General features: G+C 34.9%; 11 protein-coding genes. 6 read left to right on the top strand and 5 right to left on the bottom strand.

Annotation, left to right across the window (positions count from 1 at the left end; genetic code table 11):
• Positions 1 to 13: 13 nt before the first annotated feature.
• Together pepT and E0F98_RS09275 are read right to left on the bottom strand one after the other, a co-directional pair.
• Complete coding sequence (gene pepT / locus E0F98_RS09280) at positions 14 to 1,297, bottom strand: peptidase T (protein WP_132110736.1); 1,284 nt, start codon at positions 1,295 to 1,297, stop codon at positions 14 to 16.
• 101 nt (positions 1,298 to 1,398) lie between these two features.
• Entirely contained in the window at positions 1,399 to 1,944 is a 546-nt protein-coding gene (locus E0F98_RS09275) for a phosphoglycerate mutase family protein (protein ID WP_132110734.1), read from the bottom strand.
• A 174-nt stretch (positions 1,945 to 2,118) separates the two neighbouring features.
• On the opposite strand from E0F98_RS09275, the gene E0F98_RS09270 reads away from it, so the two are divergent.
• The 6 genes from E0F98_RS09270 to dcm all read left to right on the top strand — a co-directional run bounded on the left by E0F98_RS09270 (position 2,119) and on the right by dcm (position 9,544).
• Positions 2,119 to 3,138: a quinone-dependent dihydroorotate dehydrogenase gene (locus E0F98_RS09270; RefSeq protein WP_132110732.1), complete on the top strand. Its 1,020-nt coding sequence runs from the start codon at positions 2,119 to 2,121 to the stop codon at positions 3,136 to 3,138.
• Between the two features lie 127 nt (positions 3,139 to 3,265).
• Complete coding sequence (locus tag E0F98_RS09265; protein WP_132110730.1) at positions 3,266 to 4,129, top strand: hydroxymethylglutaryl-CoA lyase; 864 nt, start codon at positions 3,266 to 3,268, stop codon at positions 4,127 to 4,129.
• A gap of 112 nt (positions 4,130 to 4,241) precedes the next feature.
• Positions 4,242 to 4,793 carry a hypothetical protein gene (locus tag E0F98_RS09260; RefSeq protein ID WP_132110728.1) on the top strand — a complete coding sequence of 184 codons (552 nt, stop codon included), beginning with the start codon at positions 4,242 to 4,244 and terminating at the stop codon, positions 4,791 to 4,793.
• A complete protein-coding gene (locus E0F98_RS09255) occupies positions 4,790 to 6,190 on the top strand; it encodes a DUF5723 family protein (RefSeq protein WP_132110726.1) in 1,401 nt (466 codons plus the stop codon). Before E0F98_RS09260 ends, E0F98_RS09255 begins: the two co-directional genes overlap by 4 nt.
• A 187-nt stretch (positions 6,191 to 6,377) precedes the next feature.
• Positions 6,378 to 7,850 (top strand): IMP dehydrogenase, encoded by a 1,473-nt coding sequence (gene guaB / locus E0F98_RS09250; RefSeq protein ID WP_132110724.1) that lies wholly within the window; start codon positions 6,378 to 6,380, stop codon positions 7,848 to 7,850.
• Positions 7,851 to 8,305: 455 nt separating this feature from the next.
• Positions 8,306 to 9,544: a DNA (cytosine-5-)-methyltransferase gene (dcm, locus tag E0F98_RS09240; protein ID WP_132110722.1), complete on the top strand. Its 1,239-nt coding sequence runs from the start codon at positions 8,306 to 8,308 to the stop codon at positions 9,542 to 9,544.
• Here dcm and E0F98_RS09235 read toward each other — a convergent pair.
• The 3 genes from E0F98_RS09235 to purB form a co-directional block, all read right to left on the bottom strand.
• Positions 9,520 to 10,284 (bottom strand): Eco47II family restriction endonuclease, encoded by a 765-nt coding sequence (locus E0F98_RS09235; protein ID WP_132110720.1) that lies wholly within the window; start codon positions 10,282 to 10,284, stop codon positions 9,520 to 9,522. The genes dcm and E0F98_RS09235 overlap by 25 nt on opposite strands.
• A gap of 259 nt (positions 10,285 to 10,543) precedes the next feature.
• Positions 10,544 to 12,784: a cation:proton antiporter gene (locus tag E0F98_RS09230; RefSeq protein ID WP_132110718.1), complete on the bottom strand. Its 2,241-nt coding sequence runs from the start codon at positions 12,782 to 12,784 to the stop codon at positions 10,544 to 10,546.
• Positions 12,785 to 13,127: 343 nt separating this feature from the next.
• Positions 13,128 to 14,474: an adenylosuccinate lyase gene (gene purB / locus E0F98_RS09225; protein ID WP_132110716.1), complete on the bottom strand. Its 1,347-nt coding sequence runs from the start codon at positions 14,472 to 14,474 to the stop codon at positions 13,128 to 13,130.
• Positions 14,475 to 14,526 lie beyond the last annotated feature (52 nt).

Below are 14,526 nucleotides of genomic sequence, written 5' to 3'. Positions count from 1 at the left end.
AGAATTAAGTAATTTATTTTTGCTTTTTCTTTTTGCTTTCCTTTGCTTCTAGGCCAAAGTTGGGCATTGTGGTCAACTCAGCAATTTTTACAATAACGTCCACTGCTTTTTGCATGCTTTCAACTGGAACATATTCGTATTTACCGTGAAAATTATGTCCGCCAGCAAAAATATTTGGACAAGGCAATCCTTTGTATGATAATTGACAGCCATCAGTTCCACCACGAATGGGTTTGATTAATGGTTTGATACCTACTTCCTTCATCGCTTTTTCGGCAATATCAACAATGTGTTTTACAGGAACTACCTTTTCTTTCATGTTGTAGTATTGATCATTGATCTCAACTATTGCAATGTCTTCACCAAATTGTTTTGCATATTTCTTATTGATTTTGCGGGCAATTTTTTCTACTTTTTCTTTTCTTTTTTCGAATTTAATCTTACTGTGGTCTCTGATTATTAATTCTAAAACAGTTTCCTCGATACTTCCTGTTAAGTGATGTACATGGAAAAAACCTTGGTATCCTTTTGTGGTCTCCGGTGTTTCATCAGAAGGTAGTGCAGTAATGAAATCATTGGCAATTAACATGGAGTTAATCATCTTTCCTTTGGCATAGCCAGGATGTACACTTTTTCCTTTAAAAATAATTTTGGCTGAAGCCGCATTAAAATTTTCATATTCTAATTCTCCTACTTGGCTTCCGTCCATCGTATAAGCCCAGTCCGCACCAAATTTCTCCACATCAAAATGATGCGCTCCACGACCTATTTCTTCGTCAGGTGTAAAACCAACTCTAATCTTTCCGTGTTTGATTTCTGGATTGTTAATTAGGAATTCCATTGCGGTCATAATTTCCGTAATTCCAGCTTTATCATCAGCACCTAAAAGAGTAGTTCCATCAGTTGTGATTATGGTTTGTCCCTTGTATTGTAATAAATCTTTGAAATAATTTGGAGATAAAACAATATTTTGTTCCGCATTTAGAATGATGTCTTTACCATCATAATTTGGAATAATTTGAGGTTTTACATTAGCTCCTGTAAAATCAGGAGTAGTGTCAAAATGAGATATAAACCCAATTGTAGGAGCCTCATGATCAACATTACTTGGCAGTGTGGCCATGATATACGATTTATCATCTATGGTCACATCCTGCATTCCTATGCTTTTTAGTTCTTCAACCAATTGATTGGCAAGAACCCATTGTTTTTCTGTACTTGGTGTCGTTTGTGAATTGGGATCTGACTCTGTGTCAACAGTAACATAACTGATAAAACGGTCTATAATATGTTGCATAATTGTATTTTTTAATGAAGGACAAATATAAGGTTTATTTAGAAAGGAGTGTTTAAAACTCTAACTTTGAAAAGCAATTGTGCTAATAAAATGGTATTGTTTTAATGCATCATTTGAGCTCCTTCTTTATAGGAATTGGCTTGGCCATAATGCATGACTTTTACTTTTGTTTCGCCGTTAGGATTTATCGTAAGTAGAAATAGATAATCGTACTCTTGATCATCAATAGAAGGGATTGGTCTCTTGCTTCCAAAAGCTTCAATCGTTTCTAAAACGGTATTAGAATGGCCTACAATTAATACTGTTTTTCCTTTATTTTCCTTTAGAATTTTGGCCGCTTCGACTGTTAAAATTTTAGCGTCATACAATTGAATATCTTTTTTTTGCTGCTTGGAGCTAGGTATTACTGTGCTTTGTGTACGCTTGTAATTTGTGCTGTAAATGTTGTTTATTGTTTTGTATTTTAGTTTTTTTGCAAGTGCAAGGGCTCTTTTGTTTCCATATTCAGTCAATAACGGATCTTTTTCTTTTGGATCATTCGTCATCTTTTCGGCATGACGTACTAAGTAAATCCGAGTTGGTTTTTCTGCTTGCGCAAAAAGGCTAATGGTCAGAAATAACAGTAGAAAGCTGCAATAATTTTTCATGTTTTTATTTATTAAATGCTGTGGCTAATTTATAAATAAATAATGATTCTTTCTTTCTCAGCGCGGTTTGTTATAGCCCAAAGTCGTTTGATAGATTTGAAGATCAAATTTTAAGGCTAAATATTTATTTATCGGCTAGATAATTCTATTTTTGCAGCACACAACAAAACACACATGTATAAACTATTTATTCGTCCCATTCTTTTTTGGTTTGACCCAGAAAAAGTACACTATTTTACCTTTTCTTTGATTCGATCTTTATCTAAAATTCCAGGATTTAGTGCTATCTTTAAATCACTTTATGAAGTAAATGACAAGCGATTAGAAACTGAAGTTTTTGGATTAAAATTTAAAAATCCAGTCGGACTTGCCGCTGGTTTTGATAAGGACGCTAAGCTGTACAAAGAATTGTCAAATTTTGGTTTTGGGTTTATAGAAATAGGTACACTTACACCAAAAGGACAAGAAGGAAACCCTAAAAAACGATTGTTTCGCTTAAAAGCTGATTCTGCTATTATCAACCGAATGGGTTTTAATAATGGAGGAGTTTTAGAAGCGGTCGAACGACTAAAAGAAAATACCGACGTTTTAATAGGAGGAAATATCGGGAAAAATAAATTGACGCCAAATGAAGATGCAACTTTGGATTATGAAATCTGCTTCGACGCCTTGTTTGATCATGTAGATTATTTTGTGGTGAATGTGAGTTCGCCAAACACGCCTAATCTTCGTGCGTTGCAAGACAAAGAGCCATTAACACAATTGCTGCAGACTTTGCAAAATAAGAATTTGGCAAAGCCAAAACAGAAACCAATATTACTAAAAATCGCTCCTGATTTAACAGACGAGCAATTACTAGACATTATAGACATCGTAGCACAAACAAAAATTGCTGGTGTTATCGCTACTAATACAACTATTTCTCGTGAAGGTTTGCTATCTGAAAACAAAACAGAAATGGGCGGATTGTCAGGAAAGCCATTAACAAGCCGTTCTACTGAAGTGATTCGTTTTTTGTCTCAGAAAAGCAATAAGGCATTTCCAATAATAGGAGTGGGAGGAATTCATTCTGCAGATGATGCAATCGAAAAGCTCGAAGCAGGTGCCAGTTTAGTACAATTGTACACTGGTTTTATTTATGAAGGCCCCGCTTTGGTGAAAGCTATAAATAAAAAAATACTAAGTCGCATGTAAAAACGATTGCTTGCAGTATTATCAAAATGCGTAATTCTCGACTGAGGATTACGCATTTTTATTTGCTATAAAATTTTATAATCATAATCTATTGCCACTTTGCAAGTTTTCTTATCTTTGAAAACCTATGGAGCCAATAAAAATTATAGAATGTCCACGTGATGCCATGCAAGGTATTAAGCCGTTCATTCCCACCGAAAGAAAAGTGGCTTACATTCAATCTTTATTGAGGGTAGGTTTTGATTCGATCGATTTTGGGAGTTTTGTTTCGCCAAAAGCGATTCCGCAAATGCAAGATACCGCCGCTGTTTTGGCGCAATTGGATTTATCACAAACAACAAGTAAATTACTGGCTATTATTGCCAATACTCGAGGAGCCGAAATGGCTTCTGAGCATGCTGAAATTCAATATTTAGGATATCCTTTCTCAATATCTGAGAATTTTCAGATGCGTAATACCCACAAAACTATTGCCGAGTCCTTAGTGACTTTGGAAGAAATCCTAGAAATTGCCGATAAAACAAATAAGGAAGTAGTTGCTTATTTATCAATGGGTTTTGGGAATCCTTACGGTGATCCTTGGAATGTAGAAATTGTTGGTGATTGGACTGAAAAGTTATCAAATATGGGAGTGAAGATTTTGTCGCTTTCGGATACTGTAGGAAGTTCTACTCCAGAAGTAATTAGTTATTTGTTCTCTAATTTGATTCCTAAATACCCTGAAATTGAGTTTGGGGCTCATTTACACACAACTCCAGATAAATGGTTTGAGAAAATTGACGCTGCTTACAAAGCGGGTTGTCGCCGGTATGATGGTGCGATTCAAGGTTTTGGAGGTTGTCCTATGGCTAAAGACGATTTAACGGGAAACATGCCTACAGAGAAGTTGTTGTCTTATTTTACTGCTACTAAAGTAAATACAAATCTAAACCCATTGAGTTTTGAGAGTGCTTATAATGAAGCTTCTAATTTGTTTGGAGAGTTTCATTAAAAATTGCTAAAGGATGAAGTTGTATTAAAAGTAAAGAAAGTAGTGATAAGTTAACAGCAATATCGTTGTTTATTACTACCAAAACTTTATTTTTGTTGCTTACACTTTTAGTATGAATCAATACCACTCGGTTAAAACCATAGGATTATTGCTAGTTACGATGCTATTTTTTTCATGTAGCAGTGATTTAGATTTTAATCAGGCCAATGATTTTAAGTTAGAACCTGTTTTTATTGCCAACCTTACCTCTTTTGATATTCCTGCCAATCAATTTATAGAGAATGGAGTGGAGCAGAATATTTCTGTGGAAGCCCAGGAATTTGATGTTTTCCGGGATTCTTTTTTTCGAAAAAATTTAAGACGAGCCGACTTCCTTTTTGAAATTAACAATACTATTAACAGGTCTTACACCTTTGATATCTTTTTTTTGGATCGAAATGACCAGGCGCTTTTCAATATTCATTTTGATGTTCCTGTTTATACTGGAACGAAAAATGAAGTAACTCGTAAAGTAGAGTTCAAAAATGCCAATCTCGATTTACTGAAAAGTACTAGAAGAATGAGTTTTGTTTTAACTATGAAAGCTGGTCCTGTTTTGGATACCAGTAGTCCGGGGAGTTTAAAATTTACTTCAAGTGCAACTGCTTATTTTTTAATCGAATGAGAAAAACACTTCTATTTTTAATGGTGTTTTTCTCTGTTGCTTGTTTGTCTCAAAACAAACAAATCTTGTACAATTTCACCTCAGTTCCGCAGTCTTTAATGACAAACCCGGGTGCTGATGTTAGCTATAAATTTTATTTTGGAGTTCCTTTACTTTCTGGAATCTCTGCGAATGTTGGTTCTAGCGGTTTTTCGGCCTATGATTTATTTGCTGATAATGGAGTAGATTATAATCAAAAACTACTCGATGTAGTGCATCAATCTTCCCGAAATGACAAACTAATTGTCAATGAACAAATAGAGTTATTCAATGGCGGATTTAAACTGGGAGACTGGTTAGAGAACAAAGGTTATGTTTCGTTTGGAATGTATCAGGAGTTTGATTTTCTAATGTATATGCCAAAGGATATTGCGATACTAGCTTTAGAAGGAAACAGAGATTACATTGGGAAATCATTTAATTTAGGAGATTTAAATCTACGAACAGAGATGCTTTCGGTGCTGCATTTGGGTTATCATAAAAATGTAACTGAAAAACTAATTCTTGGAGCTAGAGGAAAAATTTATTTGAGTTCTTTTAATGCCACTTCTACTAAGAATTCGGGATATATCTATACCGCTCCCGGGACAACTACAGCTTTCGAACAAGTCATTTCTTCCAACTTGCAATTAAACACCTCCGGAATTTCAGAATATATCGCCGAAGATTATGATGGTGATGCAGCCGCTGATTTTAGAAAAAAAGCGTTGTTTGGCGGAGACCTAGGCTTAGGATTTGATTTAGGACTTACTTATTATCCTAAAAAGAATATTCAGTTTACAGCAAGTATTCTTGATGTAGGATTTGTAAAGCACAGCAAAGATGTGGAAACATTTACCTATAAAGGCTACTATAAATATGAAGGGATAAATCCTAATTTTAATGGCACGGATGATCCTGAAGGTGCTTACACACAGTTTAGGAATGCTATCCAGCTCGACACTATTTACAACGGATACAACACTTGGAGGCCTATAAAAATCAATAGTTCGTATCAATATTCTTTTAATGATTCAAGAGGAGGGGAAGACTGTAAATGTCTTTCGACAGAATCGGGTTATAGAAATTCAGTAGGAGCACAGCTGTTTGTAATGACAACTCCTAGAACTCCTTTAATGGCATTAACGGGATATTATAGTAGGAATGTACTAGATAAATTACAAATGAAAGCCACTTATACTGTAGATTCGTTTTCATATAAAAATATAGGTTTAGGAATTTCAAGTACAATAGGGAAGTTCAATTTGTACATGATGGCCGATAATTTATTAGAATATCGGGATTTGGCGAAAGCCAATAGTGTATCCTTTCAGCTAGGTTTTAACGTTATTTTCGAAGACAGTAATGAGCCATACTAATATTGTTTTTCATTTCGAAAAAAATGCAATCTGTTTTTAATTTTTCCGTCTAAATGTTGAAATAGTACGTAAGAGGAGTAGTATAAATTAGGAATATTGAAGTCTGTTTTTCACATGCTTTGGCTATCACTTTTTTAAATTAAAATAATTTGTTATATTTGCACGCAATTCAACTACAAATTGCAACATGATAGCACATAACTCCAAGATTATCGGCGAAGGTTTAACGTACGATGATGTATTATTAGTTCCTAACTACTCTAATGTGCTTCCTCGCGAGGTAAGTATCCAAACAAAATTTTCAAGAAATATAACGCTTAATGTTCCTATTGTATCCGCAGCTATGGATACCGTTACCCAAAGTTCTATGGCAATTGCTATGGCTCAAGAAGGTGGAATAGGTGTTTTGCATAAAAACATGACAATCGAGCAACAAGCTGCCAAAGTGCGTAAAGTAAAACGTGCAGAGTCAGGTATGATTATCGATCCTGTTACTTTACCTCTTACTTCTACAGTAGCAGATGCTAAAAATGCGATGAAAGAATACGGAATTGGTGGTATTCCAATTATCGATGAAGAAAGCCGTTTGAAAGGTATCGTAACTAATAGAGATTTGCGTTTTGAAAAAAACAATGCAAGACCTATTATTGAGGTAATGACAAGTGAAAACTTAGTTACCGTTGCCGAAGGAACTTCATTAGAACAAGCCGAAGTAGTTTTACAAGGTCATAAAATTGAGAAACTTCCCGTTATTAGTAAAGATGGTAAACTTGTAGGTTTAATCACTTTTAGAGATATTACTAAATTAACTCAAAAACCAATTGCTAACAAAGATGTTTTCGGACGTTTGCGTGTAGCAGCAGCTATTGGTGTTACTGGTGATGCAGTAGAAAGAGCAACTGCTCTTGTAAATGCGGGTGTTGATGCTATTATCATTGATACGGCTCACGGGCATACTCAAGGTGTGGTGAACACATTGAAAGAAGTAAAAGCTAAATTCCCTCAAATAGATGTTATTGTAGGTAATATTGCTACTCCTGAAGCGGCAAAATTCCTAGTTGAAAATGGTGCTGATGGTGTGAAAGTAGGAATTGGACCTGGTTCAATTTGTACAACACGTATCGTTGCTGGTGTTGGTTTTCCTCAATTCTCGGCAGTGTTAGAAGTTGCAGCAGCATTAAAAGGAACCGGTGTTCCTGTAATTGCTGATGGTGGAATACGCTACACAGGTGATATTCCTAAAGCAATTGCTGCAGGTGCTGACTGTGTGATGTTAGGTTCACTTCTTGCTGGTACTAAAGAATCTCCTGGAGAAACTATTATTTTTGAAGGAAGAAAATTCAAATCATACCGTGGAATGGGTTCTGTGGAAGCAATGGAAGGTGGTTCTAAAGACCGTTATTTCCAGGATGTAGAAGATGATGTTAAGAAACTAGTTCCAGAAGGAATTGTGGGACGCGTTCCTTACAAAGGAGAGTTGAACGAAAGTATGTTACAATTCATTGGTGGTCTTCGTGCCGGAATGGGATATTGTGGTGCTAAAGACATTCCTACTTTGCAAGAAACAGGTCGTTTTGTTCGTATTACCGCTAGTGGTATCAACGAAAGTCACCCACATAACGTTACAATTACTAAAGAAGCACCAAATTATTCAAGATAATTTCTCGTTTTATTCATATAAAAAGGCTGTCTAAAGTGTTGAAACTTTATGACAGCCTTTTTTTTATTGTATGTATTGAACCGATTATATGCTCGTCCCTTTCTCCAATTTCTCTTTTTCAGCCAGGGATATAGTATTTGGTTTTTCCTTTCGATTTGGCACTTAAAATCTGTCCGTTTTTGGTTTCTATAAATGCTATTTTATCAACTTGTTTCATTTTCTATTTTTGTGAAATGAACTAAGATTCTCGCGCTTAGCGAGGTTGTATACTTTATAACAGAGTGTTTTCTGTCGAAACGCAGATATGAATAAAAGAGCTAATTCCGCTATCATCCCAATCTCGCTTTACATAAGAACGAGTGTTACTCGATGTTCTTTTTCTTTTCTATTCTGTTTGGTTATTCCGTTTTTTCTTTTAAATTTGTAACCATTGTGTAAGGTTAAACAATTTGGTTATGAATGAGTATATGACACTTTCGGAAACTTCCGAATATATTGGTAAAAGTAAGGAAACTTTGAGACGTTGGGACAAAGAAGGTAAATTATCGGCTGTTCGTGAGCCAATAAGTAATTATCGAGTTTACAGAAAAACTGATGTTGATACTTTATTTGCAGATTTTTTGGATGAAGAGATTCAAGAAACAATCTCAAATTATGTTGAGCCACAAAATGAATACACTGTTTTAGAGCTTTTCGCTGGAGCTGGTGGTTTGGCTGTTGGAATGGAAAAAGCTGGTTTAAAATGTGTGGCATTAAATGAAATTGATAAATGGGCTTGTCAAACTTTAAGAAAAAATAGACCAAATTGGAATGTTTTGGAAGGGGACATAAAATCGCATAGTTTTACGGATTATGAAAATAAAGTTGACATTGTAACTGGAGGATTTCCTTGTCAAGCATTTAGTTATGCGGGAAAAAAATTAGGTTTAGCAGATGCAAGAGGAACTTTGTTTTATGAGTTTGCAAGAGTTGTAAAAGAAGTGAACCCTCCAATTTGTATTGGTGAAAATGTTCGTGGTTTATTAAGTCACGAAAACGGTAAAACTTTACAAGGGATGATTTCTATTTTAGATGAAATCGGTTATAATGTAGTTCCTGTACAAGTTCTAAAAGCAATTAATTTCAATGTTCCTCAAAAAAGAGAAAGATTGATTTTAGTTGGAATTAGGAAAGATATTAATTTAAAATACGAATATCCAAAACCTTATAGGGAAATATATAATCTAAAAGATGCTTTGAGAAAAGGAGATTTATTTGATTGTGATGTTCCAAAATCAGATGGTTCAAAATATCCAAAAAGCAAAATAGATGTTTTAGATTTAGTTCCGCCAAAAGGTTATTGGAGAGATTTACCTATAGATATTCAAAAAGAATTTATGGGAGGAAGTTATTACCTTGGCGGAGGAAAAACAGGAATTGCAAGAAGAATAGGGTGGGATGAACCTTGTCTAACTTTAACTTGCAGTCCTGCTCAAAAACAAACAGAAAGATGTCATCCGGAAGAAACGCGACCGTTTACTGTAAGAGAATATGCAAGAATTCAAACTTTTCCTGATGAATGGAAATTTGAAGGCTCTGTCGCACAACAATACAAACAGATTGGAAATGCTGTTCCTGTTAATTTAGGAAAAGAAATTGGATATTCTATTATTAAGTTTTTGAACTGTTATTATAATTCATCAAAACCTAAATAATAGCTATAATTTTCAAAAGTGATTTGGTCTAAGATAGTTCTTTTAGATGTTTCAGTTTCGACTTTTAGTTCGTCAATTGCAGAATTTGCTTTTACTGAATCACTTTTTTCAATTGAATTTAAATAATCTTTTACTACTATTGGAAGGTTTTTATATAATTTCAAAAAAGCATCTTCTTGACCAGAAAGTAAAGCATAGAATTTATCACCAGAAATTTTAAAAACTCTACTGTGCGTGTATTCTTTTCCGTTAATTATTCCTTCCCATTTATTATTGAAGCTTTTTTTAGCTAATATTTGAACTAAATAACAATTTGCTTTTTTGTTATCATCGGCAAATCTTGCTAATTTTTGAAATACGGCTTCAGCAAGGCCACTACTCATAGTATTGTGTTTATTCTTTATCTCTGCAAACATAGTATCATCGTTTGCTTTAATATCAAAACCACTGAAATTCCCAATCTGAAAACCTTGAATTCCACCTAATATTTGTTCGTGAAATGTTCCTATCGAATTGTTTATTGACTTATCGATTTGGCGTAAAATCTCTGCTTGAATTAAGTTCTCTTCATCAATTTCGTTGAATCTGGCGTCAAAAGTTAATTTAATAGTATCAACTTTGTTGCTATAGAAATTCTTTTTTGTAATGTTATTTTTAGCTTTTAAGTATGCATTATGTAGATTTGCTACGCAATTTAAAAAGTGTTCATCTGAAATAAAATCTACATACTTATTTTTCATAATTTTTTGATATTGATTTTTGACTTCTAAATTATGAAATTATTTCATACTATAAAAAGCACTAATTACTGCGATTTTGAGTTAAGGTATCAGGTTACGAACAGATAGTGTCAAATATATATAAAATTTCATCCATCTATTGAATATAAAACGATGTATTTTCTTGCTATTAAGAAATTGAGGTCACTTTCGTTATCGTTCTGAACTTTTGTATAAAACTTAAATAAACCACATTGAGAAAACAGATGACCATGAAAAACTACTCAGCAAAGAACTGATTCATTCGCTTTTTATCACCTACGACCCATAGAATATCGTCTTTCTGTAGTACCAAATCAGATTCTGGATTCAGTAGACGTTTACCATTTCGTTCGATACCTACAACCATACCGTTTGCTTTTTCTCTAAGAAGCGATTGACTGATACTTTTTCCTATCAAATCTACTTTGTTCAATTCCAGTTGTTGCAGTATAATTTCTGGTTTTTCGACATTTTTAGGCGGCTCAAATTCGTGTTGAAGTAAATAGCCCTTGAATTCTTTTACCTGCGCATCCGTACCGATGACACAAATTTCATCACCCGGAAACAAACGTTCATTTTTAGTTGGGATCTTAACCATTATTTCCCCTCTTTTTATAAAGGCAATGTTAATTCCCATTTCCTCTCGCAAGCGCAGTTCTAGTAAAGTTTTTCCAGCGATGTTGGATTCTTTGGCAATTTTAAAGGTGGTCATGTGACCGTCCCAAGGTGTTAAACTGGCGTATTTCCTGTCTATTTTTATTATGTCACGATTGTTAAGATTCTGAAGGAAGTGATTCTCAATTTTAAGGTATTGGCTGTGCAATTTCTTTGGAAAAAATACATAAGCAGCAATAGCTGTAATCAAGGCAAAGAAAGCAATAAGAGGTGAGAAAAAGATATTCAGTAAGAAACCAATGTAAAAGATAGCTAATCCCATTCTAAATAAAACCATCATCATGATAGGTCCTTTGTATTTTCGCTCTTTACGCAGGATTTCCACTTCTTTAACGGCAACACGACGTAAGGAGAGCGCCCATAAAAAGGGAGCTAAAACAATTATTGTAATTAGTGCTGTAATCGCATTTCCAAATTTAGAGTTTTCTACTAACGGCAAGACAAACTTAGCCGAAAGCAATATGATCGCTAATATGATTATGGTGTGAATTACGATTTGTAAAATATAAGCTTTTAACACGACTTGCCAGGTACTTGCCGACTTAATAGCTTGAGTATTTGTGCTGTATCGCGTTATGTTTTTCAACCACTTTTTAGGGAGTTTTCGTTCTAAGTAAGCCGAAAAAGGAGTCGCCATTTTCACCATAAACGGTGTTGTAAAAGTGGTAACGGCTGATACTGCTACGACAACAGGATACAAGAATTTACTGGTGACATTCATTGACATCCCTAAAGTGGCAATAATAAAAGAGAACTCACCTATTTGTGACAAACTCATTCCCGTTTGCACGGATTGTTTTAAAGGCTGGCCTGAAATTAAAGCTCCAATGGTGGAACTTATGGATTGTCCAAAGATGGTTACAAAAGTTAAAATAAGTACAGGAAACGCATATTCATACAGCATTTTTGGGTCGATCAACATACCTACAGATACAAAGAAAACAGCCCCAAATAGATCTTTTATAGGTTTGATGAGGTGTTCAATGTGTTCTGCTTGCGTAGTTTCGGCAATAATAGATCCCATGATAAAGGCTCCTAGAGCAGGCGAGAATCCTGCATTCGATGCTAAAATAACCATCATCAAGCACAGCGCTAAGGAGACAATTAAGGTCATCTCATCAGTCATTAAATTTTTTATTTTTTTTAATAAAGTAGGAATGAAAAATATCCCACCCACAAACCAAGCAATTAAGAAAAAAACAAGTTTCAAGACAGAAAACATTAATTCACTTCCGGAGAACTGCTGACTCACGGCCACAGTAGAGAGTAATACCATCATTAAAATGGCAACAATATCCTGAACGATAAGGGAACCAATAACGATTCCGGCAAATTTTTGCGCCTTGACGCCTAGTTCATCGAAGGTTTTTAAGATAATCGTAGTGGAGGAAATCGATAGAATCACACCTAGAAAAATACTGTCCATTTGTTTCCAGCCTAACCATTGGCCCACTAAAAAACCCATTATTACCATGGTGATAATCTGAGTAATGGCGGTGATAGAGGCGGTCCCGCCCACTTTCATCAACTTCTTGAAACTAAATTCGAGTCCCAAGCTAAAAAGTAAAATAATCACCCCTATTTCTGCCCAGACATCGACACTCTTCGGATCTGTTACAGAGGGGAAAAAATCAATGTGGTTTCCTGCAAGAAATCCGGCTATAAGATAACCTAGCACTAAGGGTTGTTTCAATTTTTTAAATACTAAAACTGCAATACCCGCGGTCATTAGGATTAATCCTAAGTCGCTAATAAGTGGTTTTAAATGCTGTGATGCTTCAGCAACTGTCGCTACGGTACTCATATTTTATTTTTTATTAGGAGCAATTTCCTGCCTTTCATTTTAAGCTTTTGTCTAAAAACCTTTTTTATTAGGCATTTGCAGGAGCTTCTCCCGAAGTGTCGGGATCTGCTCTGCAATTTGCTATAAAAATTGCTTTTCGCCTGCAAGGCTTTCCATTGCAGTCAGGGCTAGACTTTAGATTTCCTCTTCACAATGAGTTGTTATAAGAGGATTGTCAAAAAAAAAGCTACCGATAAAGATAGCTTTTTTTGGAGTTATTTGATTTAAAATAGCATTAGCGCGATCTATTTTTATGAATTTCAAAAAAACAGAAGCTATGAATTACTATTTTATTGTTTTGGTATTAGATTCCAACGAAATTACTTGGTGTGATTTGCATTAATTCTGCTCTCACTTCTTCAGAAACCTCTAGTGTTGCAATAAAGTCATGAATTGCTTTTTTATCAATCGCTTCATTTGTTCTAGTTAATCCTTTTAAGGCTTCATAAGGATTAGGATATGCTTCTCGACGCAAAATGGTTTGGATTGCCTCTGCAACTACCGCCCAGTTTTTCTCTAAATCTTCGTGGAATTTAGGCTCGTTCAACAACAATTTGTTTAAACCTTTCAAAGTCGCTTCAAATGCGATGATCGTATGACCAATTGGTACACCTACGTTTCTTAAGACCGTGCTGTCAGTTAAATCACGTTGTAATCTTGACAAAGGAAGTTTAGCCGAAAGATGTTCGAAAATAGCATTTGCTATTCCTAAATTCCCTTCAGAGTTTTCAAAGTCAATTGGGTTTACCTTATGTGGCATCGCCGATGATCCTATTTCTCCTGCTTTGATTTTTTGTTTGAAATATTCCATCGAAACATAAGTCCAGATGTCTCTGTCTAAATCGATGATGATCGTATTGATTCTTTTTAAAGCATCAAAAAATGCTGCAAAATGATCGTAATGTTCGATTTGAGTTGTTGGGAAAGAATGGTGTAATCCTAGATTTTCTTCTACAAATTTACCTCCAAATTTTCTCCAGTCAACTTGTGGATAAGCCACATGATGTGCGTTGTAATTTCCTGTTGCTCCACCAAATTTAGCAGCAAACGGAATGTTAAACAACAAACGCATTTGCTCTTCTAAACGTTCCACAAAAACGCCAATTTCTTTACCCAAACGAGTAGGAGAAGCGGGTTGTCCGTGAGTACGTGCTAGCATAGGAACTGCAGCCCATTCGATACTTAAATCTTTCAATTTAGAAGTCAAAGTAATTAGTGAAGGCATATATACTTTCTCAAAAGCTTCTTTTGTCGAAAGTGGAATTGCTGTATTGTTAATATCTTGAGAAGTCAACCCAAAATGGATGAACTCTTTGTATTGTGATAGGCCTAATTTCTCAAAGGCATCCTTGATAAAGTATTCAACGGCTTTTACATCGTGGTTCGTTACCTTTTCGGTTTCTTTGATCCAAAGCGCATCTTCAGTTGAGAAGTTTTTGTAAATGTCTCTTAGGGTATCGAATAAATCAGGATTTACCCCGTTTAATTGTGGCAAAGGCACTTCGCACAAAGCAATAAAATATTCAATTTCAACCAATACGCGGTATTTGATTAACGCTTCTTCCGAGAAAAAAGGAGCCAAAGAAAGAGTCTTGTTTCTATATCTTCCGTCAATTGGAGAAATAGCATTCAATTCGTTTAAAGTAGTCATTGTAGTGTTGTTTGTTCGAAAGGCACAAATATAAACCTTTAGAAACAATTTC

It is taken from the genome of Flavobacterium hiemivividum, from assembly GCF_004349145.1.
Taxonomy (GTDB): Bacteria; Bacteroidota; Bacteroidia; order Flavobacteriales; family Flavobacteriaceae; genus Flavobacterium; species Flavobacterium hiemivividum.
Note: the sequence above shows the minus strand (reverse complement) of the source record. Positions and strands in the feature narration are given on the sequence as shown.

What these genes read in the sequence shown, in the direction of transcription:
- pepT (WP_132110736.1), bottom strand. Translation starts at nt 1,297, where the DNA reads ATGCAACATATTATAGACCGTTTTATCAGTTATGTTACTGTTGACACA.
- E0F98_RS09275 (WP_132110734.1), bottom strand. Translation starts at nt 1,944, where the DNA reads ATGAAAAATTATTGCAGCTTTCTACTGTTATTTCTGACCATTAGCCTT.
- E0F98_RS09270 (WP_132110732.1), top strand. Translation starts at nt 2,119, where the DNA reads ATGTATAAACTATTTATTCGTCCCATTCTTTTTTGGTTTGACCCAGAA.
- E0F98_RS09265 (WP_132110730.1), top strand. Translation starts at nt 3,266, where the DNA reads ATGGAGCCAATAAAAATTATAGAATGTCCACGTGATGCCATGCAAGGT.
- E0F98_RS09260 (WP_132110728.1), top strand. Translation starts at nt 4,242, where the DNA reads ATGAATCAATACCACTCGGTTAAAACCATAGGATTATTGCTAGTTACG.
- E0F98_RS09255 (WP_132110726.1), top strand. Translation starts at nt 4,790, where the DNA reads ATGAGAAAAACACTTCTATTTTTAATGGTGTTTTTCTCTGTTGCTTGT.
- guaB (WP_132110724.1), top strand. Translation starts at nt 6,378, where the DNA reads ATGATAGCACATAACTCCAAGATTATCGGCGAAGGTTTAACGTACGAT.
- dcm (WP_132110722.1), top strand. Translation starts at nt 8,306, where the DNA reads ATGAATGAGTATATGACACTTTCGGAAACTTCCGAATATATTGGTAAA.
- E0F98_RS09235 (WP_132110720.1), bottom strand. Translation starts at nt 10,284, where the DNA reads ATGAAAAATAAGTATGTAGATTTTATTTCAGATGAACACTTTTTAAAT.
- E0F98_RS09230 (WP_132110718.1), bottom strand. Translation starts at nt 12,784, where the DNA reads ATGAGTACCGTAGCGACAGTTGCTGAAGCATCACAGCATTTAAAACCA.
- purB (WP_132110716.1), bottom strand. Translation starts at nt 14,474, where the DNA reads ATGACTACTTTAAACGAATTGAATGCTATTTCTCCAATTGACGGAAGA.